Genomic DNA, 16,353 nt, shown 5'->3' with positions numbered 1-16,353 from the left:
TCGGAGTCCGTTCGGCGTCAAGCCCGGAAAGGCCCCGATGCTCTCCCCGACCACCGAATCCCTGATCGCACGCGTCAGCACCGGCCGACGTGCCGAGCGACTCGTCGCCATCCTCGACATGATCACGGAGCGCGGCACGATCAGCCTGACCGACCTCTCCGACGGCCTGGGGATCTCGGCGGCGACAGCGCGCCGGGACCTCTCCGACCTTGCGGACCAGAACCTCATCGTCCGCACCCACGGCGGTGCTACGGCTCTGGAGCGAGGCGGCCACGAGATCCCTGTGGCGCTGCGCGACACGCGCTTCCAGGAGGCGAAGCGCGCGATCGCCCGTGCGATGGTGCGGCGACTCCCCACCGGCCGCTACGTCGTCGCGCTCAGCGGAGGGACGACGACCGCCAGTGTGGCGCGCGCCCTGGCGAACCACCGTGACATCACCATCGTCACCAATTCCTTGACGATCGCGAATCTGCTCTCCAGCAACGCCGACGTCCGCCTCGCGATGACCGGGGGTTTTCTCCGCCCCCAGTCGTTAGAGCTCGTCGGCGCTCTCGCCGAAAGCACGTTCAACGCCGTGAACGTCGGAACGGCCGTTCTGGGTGCAGACGGTGTCAGCGCCCAGGCGGGCGTCACCACCCACGACGAGACGGAAGCACGCACCAACCGGGCGATGGTCGTCAAGGCACAGCGCACCGTCGTCGTGGCCGACGGCTCCAAGATCGGCAATGTCGCGATGGCGCAAGTCGCCGACATGGACCAGGTGGAACTTCTCATCACCGACTCCAGCGCGGACCCCACCGAGCTCGAGCGCCTGCGCGCCGCTGGTGTCCAGATCGTCATCGCCGACCAGGAGTGACCGACGATCGCTGCGGAGGGCGTGGGATTCGAACCCACGAGACATTTCTGCCCACCAGTTTTCAAGACTGGCTCCATCGGCCGCTCGGACAGCCCTCCCGGCGCCGGGAGAACCCGGCGTCGCCCGATTCTAGCGAACCCGAGCGACGGTGATCACTCGGGTGATCACTCGGTGAACGGCTTCGAGCAGGTGTGCTGAGCCGCCGTCTGGCCGTGCACGTCCGACGGGAGCTCGACCGCGCCACCGCCGGTGCCCGCGCCGGGGGTGCCGGTCGTCGGAGCCTGCGTCGCCGGGGCCTGGGTGGCCGGCGCCTGCGTCGACGGAGCCTGGGTCGCCGGGGCCTGCGTCGCCGGAGCGTTCGGGTCGGCCTCCGAGCCCACGCCGGTGTCGCCCGTGAGGGTGACCGGCTGATCGTTCTGGAGGGCGCTCATCAGCTGGTCCGCCGCATCCGTCGTCGGGGCGACCCCGCCGTCGACGTAGTGGTTCGGGTACTGAACGAACACGACCTTGCTGATGTCGATGTTCTTCAGGGCCATCGCCATGGAGACGATCGTCGTCGGGTTGTTCAGGCTGTCGGAGAGCGTGATGCTGCTCGTCGCGGCCTTCGCCAGGCCGTACAGCTTGACGGGGTTGCTCAGCACGTCGGCGCTCTTGATCGTCCGGACGAGCGACGACAGAAACACCTGCTGGTTGCTGATGCGGCCGAGGTCCGAGCCGTCGCCCACGCCGTGACGGGTGCGGAGGAAGGCGAGGGCCTGCGAGCCCTCGAGCACGTTCTGGCCGGCCTTCACATCCAGCCCGGTGTACGGGTCTTCGATGTCGCCGGCGACGCAGACAGGCACGCCACCGACCGCGTTGGACATCTCGATCACGCCGTCGAACTCGATCACGCCGGCGTAGGGGATGTCGAGACCCGTCAGCTTCTCGACCGTGAGCACCGTACAGGCCAGGCCGCCGTAGCTCAGGGAGTTGTTGATCTTCTGGCGGCTCATCGAGTCGAAGCTGCCGCCCTTCGGGTCGGGGCAGGACGGGATGGAGACGAACATGTCGCGCGGGAAGCTGACGACGGTCGCGTTCTGGTGGTCGGCGGAGACATGCAGCAGCATGGTGACGTCGTTGAGGTTCTCCTCACGATCGCCGTAGGCGCTGTTGCCGCCGCCGCTGTCGCTACCGGCGAGGAGGACGTTGAACGCACCGTTCATGGCGCCGACGCCGGGCGTCGTCTCCTTGCCCTTCGCGTCGACCAGCTTGACCGACTTCTTGACGCTGGACACCACATCCACCGCCGCGTATGCCGCCAGGGAGACGCCGGTGATGCCGAAGACGGCGACGACCGCGACGAAGATCTTGAGGAGTGCCTTGAGCGGATGGTGCTGCTTCAGTCGACCGTGGCGGACCGCTGGTCCTGCCGCCTTCTCCTGCGCTCGCGCTTGCGCGCGGGTGTGCATCTCGCTCATTCACTTCCTTCCGGCCGGGTGTGCGCACGTTCACAGGCGGGCGCCCGGAAAAGAGCGCACGCCGTCTTAAAGGGTGGCACGGGAGGCTGGCAATGCTCTGGATGGGCGCACGTCGCTCCGCCCGCAGGCCGCCCCAGATCGAGGGACGTCGACCGAGGGACGCCGGTCAGAGCGCGTCGAGGACCTGCGCGAGTCCGTCGTCGACGACCGGCGCTGTCGATCGCGTCGCGACCGCCTTCACCTCGTCCGGCGCCTGACCCATCGCGACCGCGAGGCCCTCGGCACCCGCCCACGTGAGCAGCTCGATGTCGTTGCGGCCGTCGCCGACCGCGACCACGCGCGATCGCGGGATGTCGAGCGCGTGCCGCACCCGCTCCATCGCCGTGGCCTTGCTCACGCCGTCCGGCGAGATGTCGAGCCACGCGGTCCACCCGATGGCGTAGCTGACCCGCTGCAGGCCCATCCGGTCGACGATCGAGAGGAACTCCTCGGTGTCGTGCTCGGGCGACACCACGACGACACGGGTCGCGGGATGCTGCAGCAGCTCCTCGAACGGCACCTGCTCGGCGTTGACCAGCTCCCAGTCGGTCATGCCCTCGGTGTACCGGCGGAACCCGGTCGGCCCCTCCACCATGAAGCTGCCGCTCGGGAGGTGCGGGCGGATGGTCTCCAACACCTCGGTCGGGTCGAAGACTTCGATGAACTCACGCCGGTAACCGCCCTCCACGGTGTCGTCGCGTTTCATCGTCAGGGCGCCGTTGGCACAGACGACGTATTCGCTGGTGAGGCCGAACTCCTCGTGGATGGGCCGCGCCGTCTCCCAGCTGCGGCCGGTGGCGAGCATCACCTCGTGGCCGGCGTCGCGCACCCGGGTCACGGCGGCGCGCACGGCATCGCCGACCGTCTCGTCCTCATGGATCAGCGTGCCGTCGACGTCGAGCGCGATCAGCAGGCGGGAGTCGTCGCTCACGAACGCGTCGGCTCCAGCAGCTCCAGTCCGCCGAGGTAGGGGCGCAGCGCCTCCGGCACGCGCACCGACCCGTCCTCCTGCTGGTGCGTCTCGAGGATGGCGACCAGCCAGCGCGTGGTGGCCAGCGTGCCGTTCAGGGTCGCGACCGGCGCCGTCTTGCCGCTCTCGGTGCGGTAGCGGATGTCGAGGCGGCGAGCCTGGAAGGTCGTGCAGTTCGAGGTCGAGGTGAGCTCGCGATAGCGGCCCTGGGTCGGGATCCAGGCCTCGACGTCGTACTTGCGTGCGGCGCTCGAACCGAGGTCGCCCGCCGCGGTGTCGATGACGCGGTAGCTGAGACCCAGCGCCTGCATCATCTCCTCCTGCCAGCCGAGCAGCCGCTCGTGCTCGGCCTCCGCCTCCTCCGGGCGGGTGTAGACGAACATCTCCAACTTGTCGAACTGGTGGACGCGGATGATGCCGCGGGTGTCCTTACCCGCCGAGCCGGCCTCGCGCCGGTAGCAGGTCGACCAGCCGGCGTATCGGATCGGCTCGTCGACCTCGATGATCTCGTCGGAGTGGTAGCCGGCGAGCGCGACCTCGCTCGTTCCGGTCAGATAGAGGTCGTCGTTCTCGAGGTGGTAGACCTCGTCGGCGTGGGCGCCGAGGAACCCGGTGCCCTGCATGATCTCCGGCTTCACCAGGGTCGGCGTGATCAGCGGGATGAATCCGTTCTGCAGGGCCTTGTCGAGCGCCATGTTCATCAGCGCGAGCTCGAGCCGCGCGCCGATGCCGCGGAGGTAGGAGAAGCGGGCACCGGCGACCTTGGCGCCGCGGGCCATGTCGATAGCGCCGAGCAGCTCGCCCAGCTCCAGATGGTCGCGCGCCTCGAACGGGAACTCGGGGATGTCGCCGACCGTCTTGAGGACGACGAAGTCGTCCTCCCCGCCCGCCGGGACGCCGTCCACGATCGGGTTGCCGATGCTGCGGACCAGCTGCTCGAACCGGGCATCCGCGTCGTTGGCGGCCTGCTGGGCCTCCTTCACGCGACCGGCGAGCTGCTGCGCCTGGGCGACGAGCTCCTTCTTCTGCTCCTTCGGCGCTTTCGCGACCTGCTTGCCGAACGCGTTCTGCTCGGCGCGGAGTTCTTCGAAGGCGGTGATCGCCGCGCGGCGCTCGATGTCGGCCCGGATGGCCTCGTCGACGAGCTGCACGGAGTCGCCCCGGGCCTCCTGGGAGCGCCGGATGATGTCGGGGTTCTCACGGAGAAGTACGGGATCGATCACCTGACCAGCTTATCGACCGATGCCGAACAGGTAGCGTGATGTGCGTGAACGGACGGGACGGGGAGCAGCGCCGCGTCGCCGCCGTCATCTACAACCCCGTCCGGGTCGACGTGCCGCGGGTCCGTGCGGCGGTGGAGACCGCCGCTGCCGGCCGGTTCGAACTGGTCTGGCTCGAGACGACGCCGGAGGAGGGCGGACAGTCGCAGGTCGGCGAGGCGCTCGCCCGGGGCGCGTCCCTGGTGCTCGCGGCGGGTGGCGACGGCACCGTGCGCGCCGTGGCTGAGGCACTGCGCGGACGGGATGCGACCCTCGGCATCATTCCCGGCGGCACCGGCAATCTTCTGGCGCGGAACCTGGGCATTCCGATCGCGAGCGTCGAAGCGGCGTGCGCCGTCGCGTTCAGCGGCCGAGAGCGACGGATCGACGTCGGTGTCGCCCTGGCGCACCGCCTCGACGGCTCGGCGACCGAGCACGCGTTCTTGGTGATGGCAGGTGTCGGGATCGACGCGACGATGATCGCCAACGCCCGGCCGCAGCTGAAGCGCCGTTTCGGCTGGCTGGCGTATGTCGACGCGGCCTTCCGGGCGCTCCCGAAGGCGTCGAAGGTCCCTGTGCGCTACCGGCTCGACAACGGACACGAGCGGTCGGCGCACGTGAGCACCATCCTGGTCGCGAACTGCGGCGCGCTGCCGGGGAACATGGAGCTCATCCCCGACGGCGAGCTGGACGACGGGCTTCTCGACGTGGCGGTCGTCCAACCCGCCACCGTGTTCGGCTGGCTGGCGATCTGGCGCAAGGTGACCTGGGAGAACCGCGTCCTCCGGAAGTCGAGCATCGGCCGCAGGATCATCCGTTTCACCGATCGCGCGATCCGCACCCGGCTCAGCTACCTGCGCGGCGCCTCGGTGCAACTGGCCGTGGATGCGCCGGAGCCGTTCGAACTCGACGGGGATGCGTTCGGCGAGATCCTGCGCCTCGATCTCCGAGTGGACGAGCTGGCGCTGCGCGTGAAGGCCCCGGGCATCCCGGTCGGCTGACGCGGCCGCCTCCCCGGACTCCGGGAGGGCGACCGCCCCGCTCGCCCTACGCCTTGGGCGTCAGGGTCAGCACCTGCACCGCGCCCGTCGCCGTCCGCAGTCGGACGGTGTCGCCCGGCCTCACCGTGACGGTCACGTGGTAGACCCGCGTGTCCTCGCGGTTCTCGAACCAGACGTACCAGCCGTGCTCGCCGTTGACGTTGGCGACGTACGACCCGTTGATTTCGGCCGCGATATCCGGGGTGGTGTGCAGCGTGGCCGACGGCACGTGGATCTGCAGATCGGCGGAGGTCCCACCGACGGAGACCAGCGCGCCGGTCACACCCTGGAAGTCGCGCGGCGCCTTCAGCACGGCGCCGACGGCCCGGCCCTGGTAGCCGAGACCGGCCAGGTTCGGGTGCATCGAGGTCGGCGAAAGCACGAAACCGGAGAGTGTGATCCCGTCGATGTACGGCGTCGCGCTGCAGACCGAGTGCTCGGCGGTGTCGGCGAGCAGCGAGACGTACTCGGCGCCCGCTGCGCGGACCGCGGCCTGGGTACGGATGTCGAGCGTCGACTGGACGCCGTGGAAGTAGTCCAAGTCGGTGGTCGCGAACGGCAAGGCCGGCTTGCTCGAGGTCAGCGGCGAGAAGCAGCCTCCCGCCGGCGTGTGGGCGGCATCCGGCATGAGCGTCGGGTAGCCCACCACGACGACCCGGGCGTTCGGCGCCTTCGCACGGATGCGGGTGACCGCCTCGCCGACCGCCGGAGCGACGACGCCGGCTGCTTTGGCGCTGAGGGTGTCCACTCCGCCGACCGTGTACTTCTCGCGGCACGACTTCTCGCCGCTCCACAGCGGACCGTCCGCGGAGGCGGCCAGGCACGAGCGCAGAATCGCCGAGAACCCGAGGTCGTTGCCTCCGATCGAGAGGGTGACCACCTGAGTGGATGCGCTGAGCGCGTCCGTCTGCGCCGGGATGGCGCCCTTCGCGGCGAAGAGGTCGGGGATCGTCGCGCCCGAGCAGCTCTGGTCGTTGGCGAGAAGCCCGGCACGCCACGCGGCCGTTCGCGGGTAGTTCGCCGCCGACTGGAGGCACTCGGGGTACGCACCCGTGAGGTGGTCGAGGGCCTGGCCGGCGACATACGAGTCGCCGAGGGCCACGTAGGAGCCGGGACCGGGGGTCGCGGTGGCGCCCTGCGCCGGGATGACGACGGCCGCCGCGGCCAGGCCGAGGACGGCGGCGACGGGCCAGGCGCGCCGGGCTCGTCTCCGTCTCGGCGATCGTGCGCTGGTGGTCGGAGGGGTGTCTCGATCCATCGTGGACTCCTTGACTGTCGAAGGTGGCTTCACCTGGACAGAGAGGTCTACGGGTCGAATCATGACGAGGGACGTCCGAAGTCGCGCCTATAGAGCGGAAATCGGGCGCCGATGGAACAGCCCGGGAGGGAGTGTTACTCCACCCCGCGGAGCACGCATAGGGTCTTCGACGTCGGGGTGAGCTTCGACGCGTCGAGAACCGCCGTCGTGGCCGCAGTGTATGGCGACCTCCGCACGCTCCGAGAGACAGCTGTGGCGGGCGTCATCCCGCCGGGGCGTCGTCCTCCGGGATCGCATCGCGCATCCGCCGGCCGGAGAGTGCGGTGAGGAAGAGCAGAGCGACGAGGGTCAGCAGGCCGACCGTGATCAGTGGCCCCGCGAGCATCCACCCGAGCTGGGCGAACACCAGCGCACCGACGTCGGTGCTCGGCGTCGGGCCGCTGTACGACGACGTCACCGAGACGGCGTAGAGCACGATGCCGAGCACGACGAACCCGCCGCCGATCAGCCAGAGGGCGAGGAGGAAGGGGTTGCGCCGCGGGTTCAGCTCGACGCCGGACAGCGCCCCCGCGGAGGCGACGACCACGGTCTGCGGAGCGGATGTGCCCGGTTCCAGCTGCTCCGGCAGTGCCGGGCGGCCCTCGTCGAGCGAGAGTGCCGCCTCCTCGTATGGGGTCAGCGGTTCGGAGGGCGTCGCGGGCACGGAGTCCTCGCGGGTCCGCAGCAGCGACGACGGCCGGCGGTAGGCCGAGTCCGGTGCGTCGGCCCGGACCCGCGTACGGGCGCGCTCGCCGGGCTGCGGCTGGTAGCCGCGCTGGAATGCGGGGTCGAAGCGCGGGTCGAAGCCGTCCGCCCGACCGCTGTCGTCACGCTCGTCTGCGACCATGATGACCTCCCGGCTGTCCTGTTCGGCAGCCTACGCCGACGCGCCGTCCTGCGCGCCTGCCGGCCGGTCCTCGTCGGTCAGGGAGGCGAGCCACTCGCGCGCCTCGGTGAAGACGTCGTCGCGATAGCGCTGGTCGAACTCCACCCTCTGACCGTCGGCTCGCGGGTACGAGCCGAGGAACATGACGGACGGGCTGAACCGGCGGAGGCCGAGCAGCGCGTCGGCGACGCGCTCGTCCTTGATGTGTCCGTCGGCGTCGATGACGAACCGGTAGCGGCCGAGCGCGTCGCCGATCGGGCGCGACTCGATGAGGCTCAGGTTGATCCCTCGGGTGGAGAACTGCTCGAGGAGGTCGAGGAGGCTGCCGGGACGGTCGTCGGGAAGCTCGGCGATGAGGCTGGTCTTGTCGGCGCCGGTCGGCTCCGGCACGCTGCGCGTGGTGCTGACGAGCACGAAGCGGGTGACGGCGTTCGGGTTGTCGCCGATGTTGTCGGCGAGGACGACCACGTCGTGGTGGTCGACGATCCCGGGCGGCGCGACCGCCGCATCCGCCGCGCTGCCCTCGAAGAGCGAGGCGGCCGCGGCGACGTTGCTCGACGCCGGCAGGTGGCCGTGGTCGGGGAGACGACGGTCCAGCCACTGGTGGCACTGCGCGTACGCGACGGGATGCGCGTTCACGGTGTGCACGTCGGCGAGTGTGGTGCCCGGTCGGGCGACGAGGACGAAGTTCACCGGCACGAGGTACTCGCCGATGATGCGCAGGCCCGGGATCGTGGCCAGAGCATCCTGCGCCACCGACACCCCGCCCTCGATCGAGTTCTCGATCGCGATCATCGCGGCGACGCTGCGACCTTCCACGACATCCGCCAGCGCCTCACCGAGGTTGTTGACCGCCCGCCACTGCTTGCCGCGCGCCTCGGGCACCTGCTTGAGGGCCGCCTCCGTGAAGGTGCCCGACGGGCCGAGGAAGCTGTACACGTCGTCGAGGGAGGCGGGCAGCTCCGCGGGGGCGCTGTCGGGGGCGGAGGACATGCCGCTCAGCTTACCGAGCCCGTTGGCGTGGCCCCCGTGCCGTGGAAGAGTAGTGACATGGACGAACGAGCCGGCACCCCCGCCCAGCCTTCCGACCTGATCGACGTCGACGCCCTGCGGCGCGCGTACTACGAGCTCAAGCCGGATGTGAGCATCCCGGAGCAGCGCGTGGTGTTCGGCACGTCGGGCCACCGCGGCTCGTCGCTGAACACGGCGTTCAACGAGAACCACATCGCGGCCACCACGCAGGCGATCGTCGAGTATCGCAACAGCCAGGGCATCACCGGCCCGCTGTTCCTCGGTGCGGACACCCACCTGCTGAGCGAGTTCGCGACGACCACCGCCCTCGCCGTGCTCGTCGGCAACGAGGTCCGCGTGCTGGTCGACGAGTTCGACGACTGGGTGCCGACCCCCGCGCTGTCGCACGCCATCATCCGCTACAACCGCGGCGGCCATGACGACCAGGCCGACGGCATCGTCGTCACCCCGAGCCACAACCCGCCGTCGGACGGCGGCTTCAAATACAACCCGCCGCACGGCGGACCGGCCGACACCGACGCGACCAGCTGGATCGCGAAGCGCGCCAACGAGATCATCGCGAACGGGATGACCGAGGTGCGGATGGCGGAGCCGTCGGGCGTCGAGACCTACGACTTCCGCGGCCACTACGTCGACGACCTCGAGAACATCATCGACGTGAAGGCGATCCGCGACAGCGGCATCCGCATCGGCGCCGATCCGCTGGGTGGCGCGAGCGTCAACTACTGGCAGGCGATCGCCGAACGCTACGACCTCGACCTGACCGTCGTGAACCCGGACGTCGACCCGGCCTGGGGCTTCATGACGCTCGACTGGGACGGCAAGATCCGGATGGACCCGTCCAGCCCGTCGGCGATGGCCTCGGTCGTCGCCCGGCGCGCCGACTTCGACATCCTCACCGGCAATGACGCGGACGCCGACCGCCACGGCATCGTGACGCCCGACGGCGGCCTGATGAACCCGAACCACTACCTGGCTGTCGCGATCGACTACCTATTCCGCACGCGCACCGAGTGGCGGAAGGACGCCGCAGTGGGCAAGACCCTCGTGTCGTCGTCGATCATCGACCGTGTCGCCGAGTCGCTGGGCCGCCGGCTGTGGGAGGTCCCGGTCGGTTTCAAGTGGTTCGTGCCCGGCCTCATCGACGGCACCGTCGGGTTCGGCGGCGAGGAGAGCGCGGGCGCCTCCTTCCTGCGTTTCGACGGGACGGCGTGGACGACCGACAAGGACGGCATCCTGCTTGCCCTGCTCGCCAGCGAGATCCGCGCTGTGACGGGCAAGTCGCCGTCTCAGCTGTACCGCGAGCTGACCGAGCGGTTCGGCGACCCGGTGTACCAGCGGGTGGATGCGCCCGCCACGCCGGAGCAGAAGTCCGCGCTCTCGAAGCTCGACGGCGACGCGATCACGGCGACCGAGCTCGCCGGCAAACCGATCACGGCGAAGCTGAGCCACGCGCCGGGCAACGACGCGCCGCTCGGCGGCGTGAAGGTGCAGACGGAATCGGCGTGGTTCGCCGCGCGTCCCTCCGGCACGGAGAACGTCTACAAGATCTACGCGGAGTCGTTCGTGGGCGAGGACGACCTGCGCGAGGTGCAGGACGAGGCGAAGCGGATCGTCGGGGACGCGCTGGGTGCCTGACGCCGAGTCGATTCGGCCTCAGCCCGGGTAGGTCTCGCCACCGGGGAGGCCGAAGAACTCCTCGAGGGTGGTGACGCCCGTGGTGTGCAGCTGGGTGGACAGGAGCACTCCGACGTAGCGGAAGTGCCAGGGCTCGTAGGTGAAGCCCGTGATGGCGACCTTGTCGGCCGGGTAGCGGAGGATGAATCCGAAGCGCCAGGCGTTCGCCGCCAGCCAGCGGCCCTGCTCGGTCTCGCCGAAGCAGGCGTCGAGGGAGCAGTGCGCGGGGACGGCGCTGATGTCGACGGCCAGGCCCGTCTGGTGCTCGCTGTGCCCGGGGCGTGCGGTGTCCGTGTCGGCGTAGGCCTGGCCGTTCCGGGCGACGTCGTCGGCGTACACGCGCGTCTGCGAGTCGAAGGAGCGATAGGCGCTCTGGATGGACAGGCTCAGGCCCGCCTCCGACTTCGCCGCCTGGAACATGGCGACGACGGCGGCGGCGGTCTCCTGCCGCATCGGCTGGTCGTTGAGGTTCGGGACATCCGGATAGATGAGGTCGGTGGGGGCGTAGTCCACCGGGTTCAGGCCGCGCGCCTTGTTGACCACGACCCAGGGACTGGCCGGGTCGTCGGTCGACTGGGCCGTCTTGTCGAAAGCGACCGGGGTCGGCGTCGGCGGAAGAGTCGGCGTCGGGCGCGGCGGCCTTGGCGACGGGGCGGAGCGGTGGGGCGTCGGACGATGCGTCGCGCCGGCGGCTGCGACCGAGCCCGGGACGCATCCCGACAGCACCAGCATCGCCACGAGTGCGCCGCCGATCACGGCCGCGCGCCTCATCCCCACCCGCCGCACGCGGGCACCCCCCAGAGTCACGCGATGAGCATAGCTCACGCGCGTGACGCGGCCCGGCGGATGTGGCCGGAATGGCGATCGCTACTTGGAGAGGCTCCAGAAGTGGCCGATACCACCCGGGTGGTCGACCGTGATGGCTTCGTCGAGGTCGCGGTAGTCGCTGTCCTCGTTGTGACCCACCATCTTGATCTTGATCTGGCCGTTCACGTTCTGCACGGCGGAGACGATCTGGACGTGGTCGAGCGAGTTGTTGTCGTTCCAGTCGAACATCACGATGTCGCCGACCTTGATCTTGTCGCGCTGGTCGAACGAGTACTCGGTGAGGCCGAGCTTCGCGGCGTTCTCGCGGAAGTAGTTGTCCATAGCCGGCACGTATCCCCACGCCGGGCTCCAGTCGGCCGCGGCGTCATGGTTGTACCAGTCGCCGTTCATCTGCCAACCGCGGGCGATGAGGGTCTGGCTGACGAAGTTCGCGCAGTCGCCGCCGACCGGGTTCAGGTCGCCGTACTCGGCCGTGTTGTAGTTCTTCCAGTACGTGAGCGCATAGGCGAGCTGCTTGTCGACCGGCGTCTGCACCTGATAGTCGTAGGTCCCCGCCGAGGTGGTCACGGGCTTGCCGCTCTTGTCGGTGACCGTGATCGGCACGCTCCCGGCCTGGAAGTTCGCCGCCGCGGGCACGGTGACGACGACCTTGTCGTCGGTCGCCTGGGTGACGGTGGCCGGCTGGCCTCCGACCTGAACGGCGGCGACCTTCTCGAGGTTCGTGCCCGTGAGGGTCACGGTGCCGCCGGACACGCTGCCCGAAGCCGGCTGGACGGACGACACGACGGTCGCCGCAGGAGACGGCGTCGGGGCGGCGGCCTGGGCGACGGCCTTCGTGACCGGCGACGGCTCACCGGCGCACGCCGTGAAGACGAGAGCCGCGGAGGCGGCGACAGCGGCTGCTGCGAAGATGCGGCGGGGACGGCTGAGAGATCTCATAGAACTTTCGAGGCGATTTCAGAGATGGTCGGGGGTCGGCATTTCCAACGTACGCCCCCTACATTTGCGTGACCTGGATGGGGGCCACTTCCGTTCGTTTTCGGCTACACGGTCGGGTGCGTTCGCCCTGGCAGCAACGCGTCGCCGTTACGGCGTTCGCCGTTGGCGAACGGACGGCTGCGGCTCTCCGCCTCTGCGTTGTGAGCATGGTGGCACGGGGTGTAACTTTGCAGTCTCCGCAAAATTCTCTTTGCCCCACACCGGTGTGACGTCCCGCGTGCCGGGCGTCCCCACACCCGACTCTCGACCCGGAGACAGATGTCCAGTCAGACCAGCGCGGCGACAGCCGCCCCCAAACCGATCATGTCGCATCGCGAGATCCTTCTCGTGATCTTCGGCCTCATGGCCGGCATGTTCCTCTCCGCCCTCGACCAGACGATCGTCGGTACGGCGATCCGCACCATCGGCGACGACCTGCACGGACTCAGCGAGCAGGCGTGGGTCACCACCGGCTACCTGATCGTCTCGACGATCTCCACCCCGATCTACGGCAAGCTCTCCGACATCTTCGGCCGCCGGCCGCTGTTCGTGATCGCCATCGTGATCTTCATCATCGGATCGATCCTCGCGTCGTTCTCGACGTCGATGGTCGAGCTCGCGGCCTTCCGTGCCATCCAGGGTCTCGGCGCCGGTGGCCTCATGTCGATGCCGCTCGCGATCATGGGCGACATGCTCGCTCCGCGGGAGCGGGCGAAGTACCAGGGCTACTTCCTCGCCGTCTTCGGCATCTCCAGCCTCATCGGCCCGCTGATCGGCGGACTCTTCGCCGGCGCGGACCAGATCCTCTGGATCACCGGATGGCGCTGGGTCTTCCTCATCAACGTGCCGATCGGCCTCGCCGCACTGGCGATGGTGCTGCGCTTCCTGCACCTGCCCAAGCGGGAACGCGGGTCCGCCCGCATCGACTGGTGGGGTGCGGCCGGCGTGATCGTCGCGCTCGTCCCGCTGCTGCTGGTGGCCGAGCAGGGCCGCACGTGGGGTTGGGACAGCCCGGCCTCCATCGCCTGCTACGTGATCGGCGTCATCGGCGTCATCGCGTTCATCCTCATCGAGATCGCGATGAAGGACGACGCGCTCATCCCGATCAAGCTGTTCCGCTCGAGCACCTTCTCGATGGCGACCATCATCGGCGTCTTCGTGGGCTTCGGGATGTTCGGCGCCATGCTGACCCTGCCGCTGTACCTCCAGCTGGTGCTCGGCTCGACCCCGACGGAGTCGGGGCTGCAGCTGCTGCCGATGATCCTCGGCCTGATGGTCTCGTCGATCGTCTCCGGCCAGATCATCGCGCGCACCGGTCGCTACCGGCAGTTCCCGATCATCGGTACCGCGATGCTCGCCGGCGGATTCTTCTACCTGACCTTCATCAAGGCGGACGACTCGTACTGGTTCATCGCGGGCGCCATGCTGCTGATCGGCCTGGGCCTCGGCCAGCTGATGCAGACACTGACCATCGCCAGCCAGAACTCGGTCGGCCTGCGGGACATGGGCGTCGCGACCAGCGCATCCACGTTCTTCCGGCAGATCGGTGGAACGCTCGGCACGGCCGTTCTGCTGTCGCTGCTGTTCACGGTGTTCCCGACGAACATCAAGACGGCGCTGACCGACACCCCGACGCTGACCAGCGCTCTGGATGCCGCGCTCACCCCGTCGGTCGCCAGCGCGCCCGAGAACAAGCAGATCATGGACCAGATCTACAACAAGATCGTCGACCCGATCGAGAAGCAGGCACAGGCCCAGGCGCACCAGGCCGGTGTCCAGCAGGCGGTCGCCCAGGGCGTCCCGCAGGCCGTCGCCGAGCAGAAGGTGCCGGCCGAGCCGATCGACTTCTCGAACGCCGACCAGCGCAAGCAGGTCGTCGACGCCGTCGTGCCGACGGTCGCCGACAAGCTGAAGACGACCAACAGCGGCTCCAGCAGCGCTGACGTCAACGACACGTCGTTCCTGAACGATGCCGATCCGCGCCTTGCGAAGCCGTTCCTCGTGGCCTTCAACGCGTCGGCGGTGACGGTCTACTGGGTCGCGATGATCGTGGTGCTGATCGCGTTCGTGCTGTCGCTGTTCTTCAAGACCCCGCCGCTGCGCGCGAAGTCGGCTCTTCAGGAGGCGGCGGACGACGCGGCCGATGCGGCAGACGCGCAGGCCGAGAAGGATCGGGCGCTCACCCCGGCGGGCGTACTCGCCTCCGCAGCAGAGGACGACGACGCCGAGCAGTACGACGTCGGCCTGATCGCCAACCGGGCGGCCTCGGAGTTCGGGGCACTCGTCGAGCCGGGTGCGGACACCGCATCCACTCGCGCCCAGCGCCCGCGGCCGGCGGTCGACTAGCCCGACGCTCGCGGAACGGCCGTCCTCCCCTCCGGGGATGGGCGGCCGTTTTGCGTTCGGCCGCCCGGTTGACGCAACACGCCGTTGCGAGCGGTCGCCGCACGGCGTGTTGCGTCAACTCAACGGCGGCTCGCGAAGGCCAGGGTGCCGTGTAACCCGAGAGTCCCGGAACGACGCGGATGAGAGCGCGACCACGAAAGGCTTGACAGGGGGCCGCCAACCGTTCTAGATTCACCTGCAACGCGTGAGAGCGCTCTCACGGTTTCGCAATGAGAGCGCTCTCAAGCGCACCAGGCGCACACAAGACACACGCACAAAGGAGTGAACCGTGAAGCTTTCACGACGCACCAGGATCGCCGCGGCCGTCGCCGGCGCAGCATCCTTCGCCCTCATCGCAGCCGGATGCTCATCGAGCGGCGGCGGTGGATCGAGCTCGGACCCCGTCACGCTGACCGTCACCACGTTCGGCACGATGGGCTTCGACAAGCTCTACTCGCAGTACGAGAAGGAGCACCCGAACGTCAAGATCAAGGCCACCAACATCGACACCGGTGACAATGCGCTCACCGACTGGCAGACGAAGCAGGCGGCAGGCAGCGGCCTCCCCGACGTCCAGGCCGTCGAAGAGGGCTGGCTGAGCAAGGTCATGCAGGTCTCCGACCAGTTCAACGACCTGAAGGACTACGGCGCGAACGACATCAAGGACCGCTGGGTCGACTGGAAGCTGAAGCAGGCCACCGACAAGAGCGGCCGCATCATCGGCTACGGCACCGACATCGGGCCGGAGGGCCTCTGCTACAACGGCAAGCTCTTCGCCGCGGCCGGCCTGCCCAGCGACCGCGAGTCCGTCGCCAAGCTGTTCGGGGGCGAGAACGCCACCTGGGACGACTTCTTCAAGGTCGGCGAGCAGTACCACGCCGCCACCGGCAAGCCCTGGTACGACCAGTCCGGCTTCATCTGGAACGCCATGGTGAACCAGCAGGAGGAGGGCTACTACACCAAGGACGGCAAGCTCAACATCGAAGACAACAGCGACCTCAAGGCGCTGTGGTCGAAGCTCGCCGCAGGCGCTGCTGCCGGCCTCTCGTCCAATCAGACACAGTGGGACTGGGGTAAGGGGAAGGCCTTCACCGACGGCTCCTTCGCCACGTTCGTCTGCCCGGGCTGGATGCTCGGCGTCGTGCAGGGCCAGGTCAAGGCCGGCGGCGGGGATGCCACCAGCGGGTGGGACTTCGCCAACGTGTTCCCCGGCGGCGCGGCCAACTGGGGCGGATCGTTCCTGACCGTCCCGAAGCAGTCGAAGCACCCGAAGGAGGCCGCGGCCCTCGCTGCCTGGCTGACCACCGCCAAGTCGCAGGTGCAGACCTTCCAGGCTGCCGGCACCTTCCCGTCGGTGACCGCTGCCCAGACCGACGCGGGTGTCACCGGTGAGAACGACCTGACGAAGTTCTTCAACAACGCGCCCATCGGTCAGATCCTCGGCGAGCGTGCCAAGGGCGTCGTCGCCCAGTTCAAGGGGCCGGACGACTCCGTCATCCAGTCGCAGGTCTTCGGGCCGTCCGTCCAGGAGCTCGACTCCAAGAAGGCGAACGGCGACCAGGCGTGGAGCAACGCCATGAAGCTGCTCAACCAGCTGGTCGTCAACAAGTAACCCGAAACCGCACAAGGGCCCCCGCCGTCGCAACAGC

13 protein-coding genes and 1 tRNA gene are annotated in these 16,353 nt (G+C 69.0%); 5 read left to right on the top strand and 9 right to left on the bottom strand.

Annotated elements, in window-relative coordinates:
* The first annotated feature begins 37 nt into the window (after window positions 1-37).
* A complete protein-coding gene (locus ACF1AJ_RS14775; RefSeq protein WP_391508020.1) occupies window positions 38-856 on the top strand; it encodes a DeoR/GlpR family DNA-binding transcription regulator in 819 nt (272 codons plus the stop codon).
* A 13-nt stretch (window positions 857-869) separates the two neighbouring features.
* On the opposite strand, the gene ACF1AJ_RS14770 is transcribed toward ACF1AJ_RS14775, so the two are convergent.
* From ACF1AJ_RS14770 to serS, 4 genes are all read right to left on the bottom strand, one after another.
* Window positions 870-954, bottom strand: a tRNA-Ser gene (locus tag ACF1AJ_RS14770).
* A 66-nt stretch (window positions 955-1,020) separates the two neighbouring features.
* The gene (locus tag ACF1AJ_RS14765) at window positions 1,021-2,313 is read right to left on the bottom strand and encodes an LCP family protein (RefSeq protein WP_391508019.1); all 1,293 of its coding nucleotides are present in this window, start codon (window positions 2,311-2,313) and stop codon (window positions 1,021-1,023) included.
* A 166-nt stretch (window positions 2,314-2,479) separates the two neighbouring features.
* Complete coding sequence (locus ACF1AJ_RS14760) at window positions 2,480-3,283, bottom strand: HAD family hydrolase (protein ID WP_391508018.1); 804 nt, start codon at window positions 3,281-3,283, stop codon at window positions 2,480-2,482.
* Window positions 3,280-4,545, bottom strand: coding sequence for a serine--tRNA ligase (serS, locus tag ACF1AJ_RS14755; protein ID WP_391508017.1), 1,266 nt, complete (start codon window positions 4,543-4,545; stop codon window positions 3,280-3,282). The genes ACF1AJ_RS14760 and serS overlap by 4 nt, the downstream gene beginning before the upstream one ends.
* 38 nt (window positions 4,546-4,583) lie before the next feature.
* On the opposite strand from serS, the gene ACF1AJ_RS14750 reads away from it, so the two are divergent.
* Complete coding sequence (locus ACF1AJ_RS14750; protein WP_391508016.1) at window positions 4,584-5,582, top strand: diacylglycerol/lipid kinase family protein; 999 nt, start codon at window positions 4,584-4,586, stop codon at window positions 5,580-5,582.
* Between the two features lie 46 nt (window positions 5,583-5,628).
* Here the strand turns inward: ACF1AJ_RS14750 and ACF1AJ_RS14745 are convergent, their stop codons facing one another.
* From ACF1AJ_RS14745 to pheA, 3 genes are all read right to left on the bottom strand, one after another.
* The gene (locus ACF1AJ_RS14745) at window positions 5,629-6,879 is read right to left on the bottom strand and encodes an SGNH/GDSL hydrolase family protein (protein ID WP_391508015.1); all 1,251 of its coding nucleotides are present in this window, start codon (window positions 6,877-6,879) and stop codon (window positions 5,629-5,631) included.
* A gap of 262 nt (window positions 6,880-7,141) precedes the next feature.
* The gene (locus ACF1AJ_RS14740; RefSeq protein ID WP_391508014.1) at window positions 7,142-7,765 is read right to left on the bottom strand and encodes a hypothetical protein; all 624 of its coding nucleotides are present in this window, start codon (window positions 7,763-7,765) and stop codon (window positions 7,142-7,144) included.
* 30 nt (window positions 7,766-7,795) lie between these two features.
* Window positions 7,796-8,797, bottom strand: coding sequence for a prephenate dehydratase (gene pheA / locus ACF1AJ_RS14735; protein ID WP_391508013.1), 1,002 nt, complete (start codon window positions 8,795-8,797; stop codon window positions 7,796-7,798).
* A gap of 57 nt (window positions 8,798-8,854) precedes the next feature.
* Between pheA and pgm the strand changes: the two genes are divergently transcribed.
* Window positions 8,855-10,474, top strand: a complete 1,620-nt coding sequence (pgm, locus tag ACF1AJ_RS14730; protein WP_391508012.1) for a phosphoglucomutase (alpha-D-glucose-1,6-bisphosphate-dependent) — start codon at window positions 8,855-8,857, stop codon at window positions 10,472-10,474.
* An 18-nt stretch (window positions 10,475-10,492) separates the two neighbouring features.
* Here the strand turns inward: pgm and ACF1AJ_RS14725 are convergent, their stop codons facing one another.
* Window positions 10,493-11,320, bottom strand: a complete 828-nt coding sequence (locus ACF1AJ_RS14725; RefSeq protein WP_391508011.1) for a D-alanyl-D-alanine carboxypeptidase family protein — start codon at window positions 11,318-11,320, stop codon at window positions 10,493-10,495.
* A 60-nt stretch (window positions 11,321-11,380) separates the two neighbouring features.
* Complete coding sequence (locus tag ACF1AJ_RS14720; RefSeq protein ID WP_391508010.1) at window positions 11,381-12,280, bottom strand: DUF1287 domain-containing protein; 900 nt, start codon at window positions 12,278-12,280, stop codon at window positions 11,381-11,383.
* Between the two features lie 318 nt (window positions 12,281-12,598).
* Between ACF1AJ_RS14720 and ACF1AJ_RS14715 the strand changes: the two genes are divergently transcribed.
* On the top strand, window positions 12,599-14,665 hold the full coding sequence (locus tag ACF1AJ_RS14715) for an MDR family MFS transporter (RefSeq protein ID WP_391508009.1): 2,067 nt from the start codon (window positions 12,599-12,601) through the stop codon (window positions 14,663-14,665).
* Window positions 14,666-14,993: 328 nt separating this feature from the next.
* Complete coding sequence (locus ACF1AJ_RS14710; protein WP_391508008.1) at window positions 14,994-16,316, top strand: ABC transporter substrate-binding protein; 1,323 nt, start codon at window positions 14,994-14,996, stop codon at window positions 16,314-16,316.
* Window positions 16,317-16,353 lie beyond the last annotated feature (37 nt).

The sequence above is a fragment of the Leifsonia sp. NPDC014704 genome, assembly GCF_043083605.1.
In the GTDB taxonomy this organism is placed as follows: Bacteria; Actinomycetota; Actinomycetes; order Actinomycetales; family Microbacteriaceae; genus Leifsonia.
This window is presented reverse-complemented; position numbering and strand designations above follow the sequence as displayed.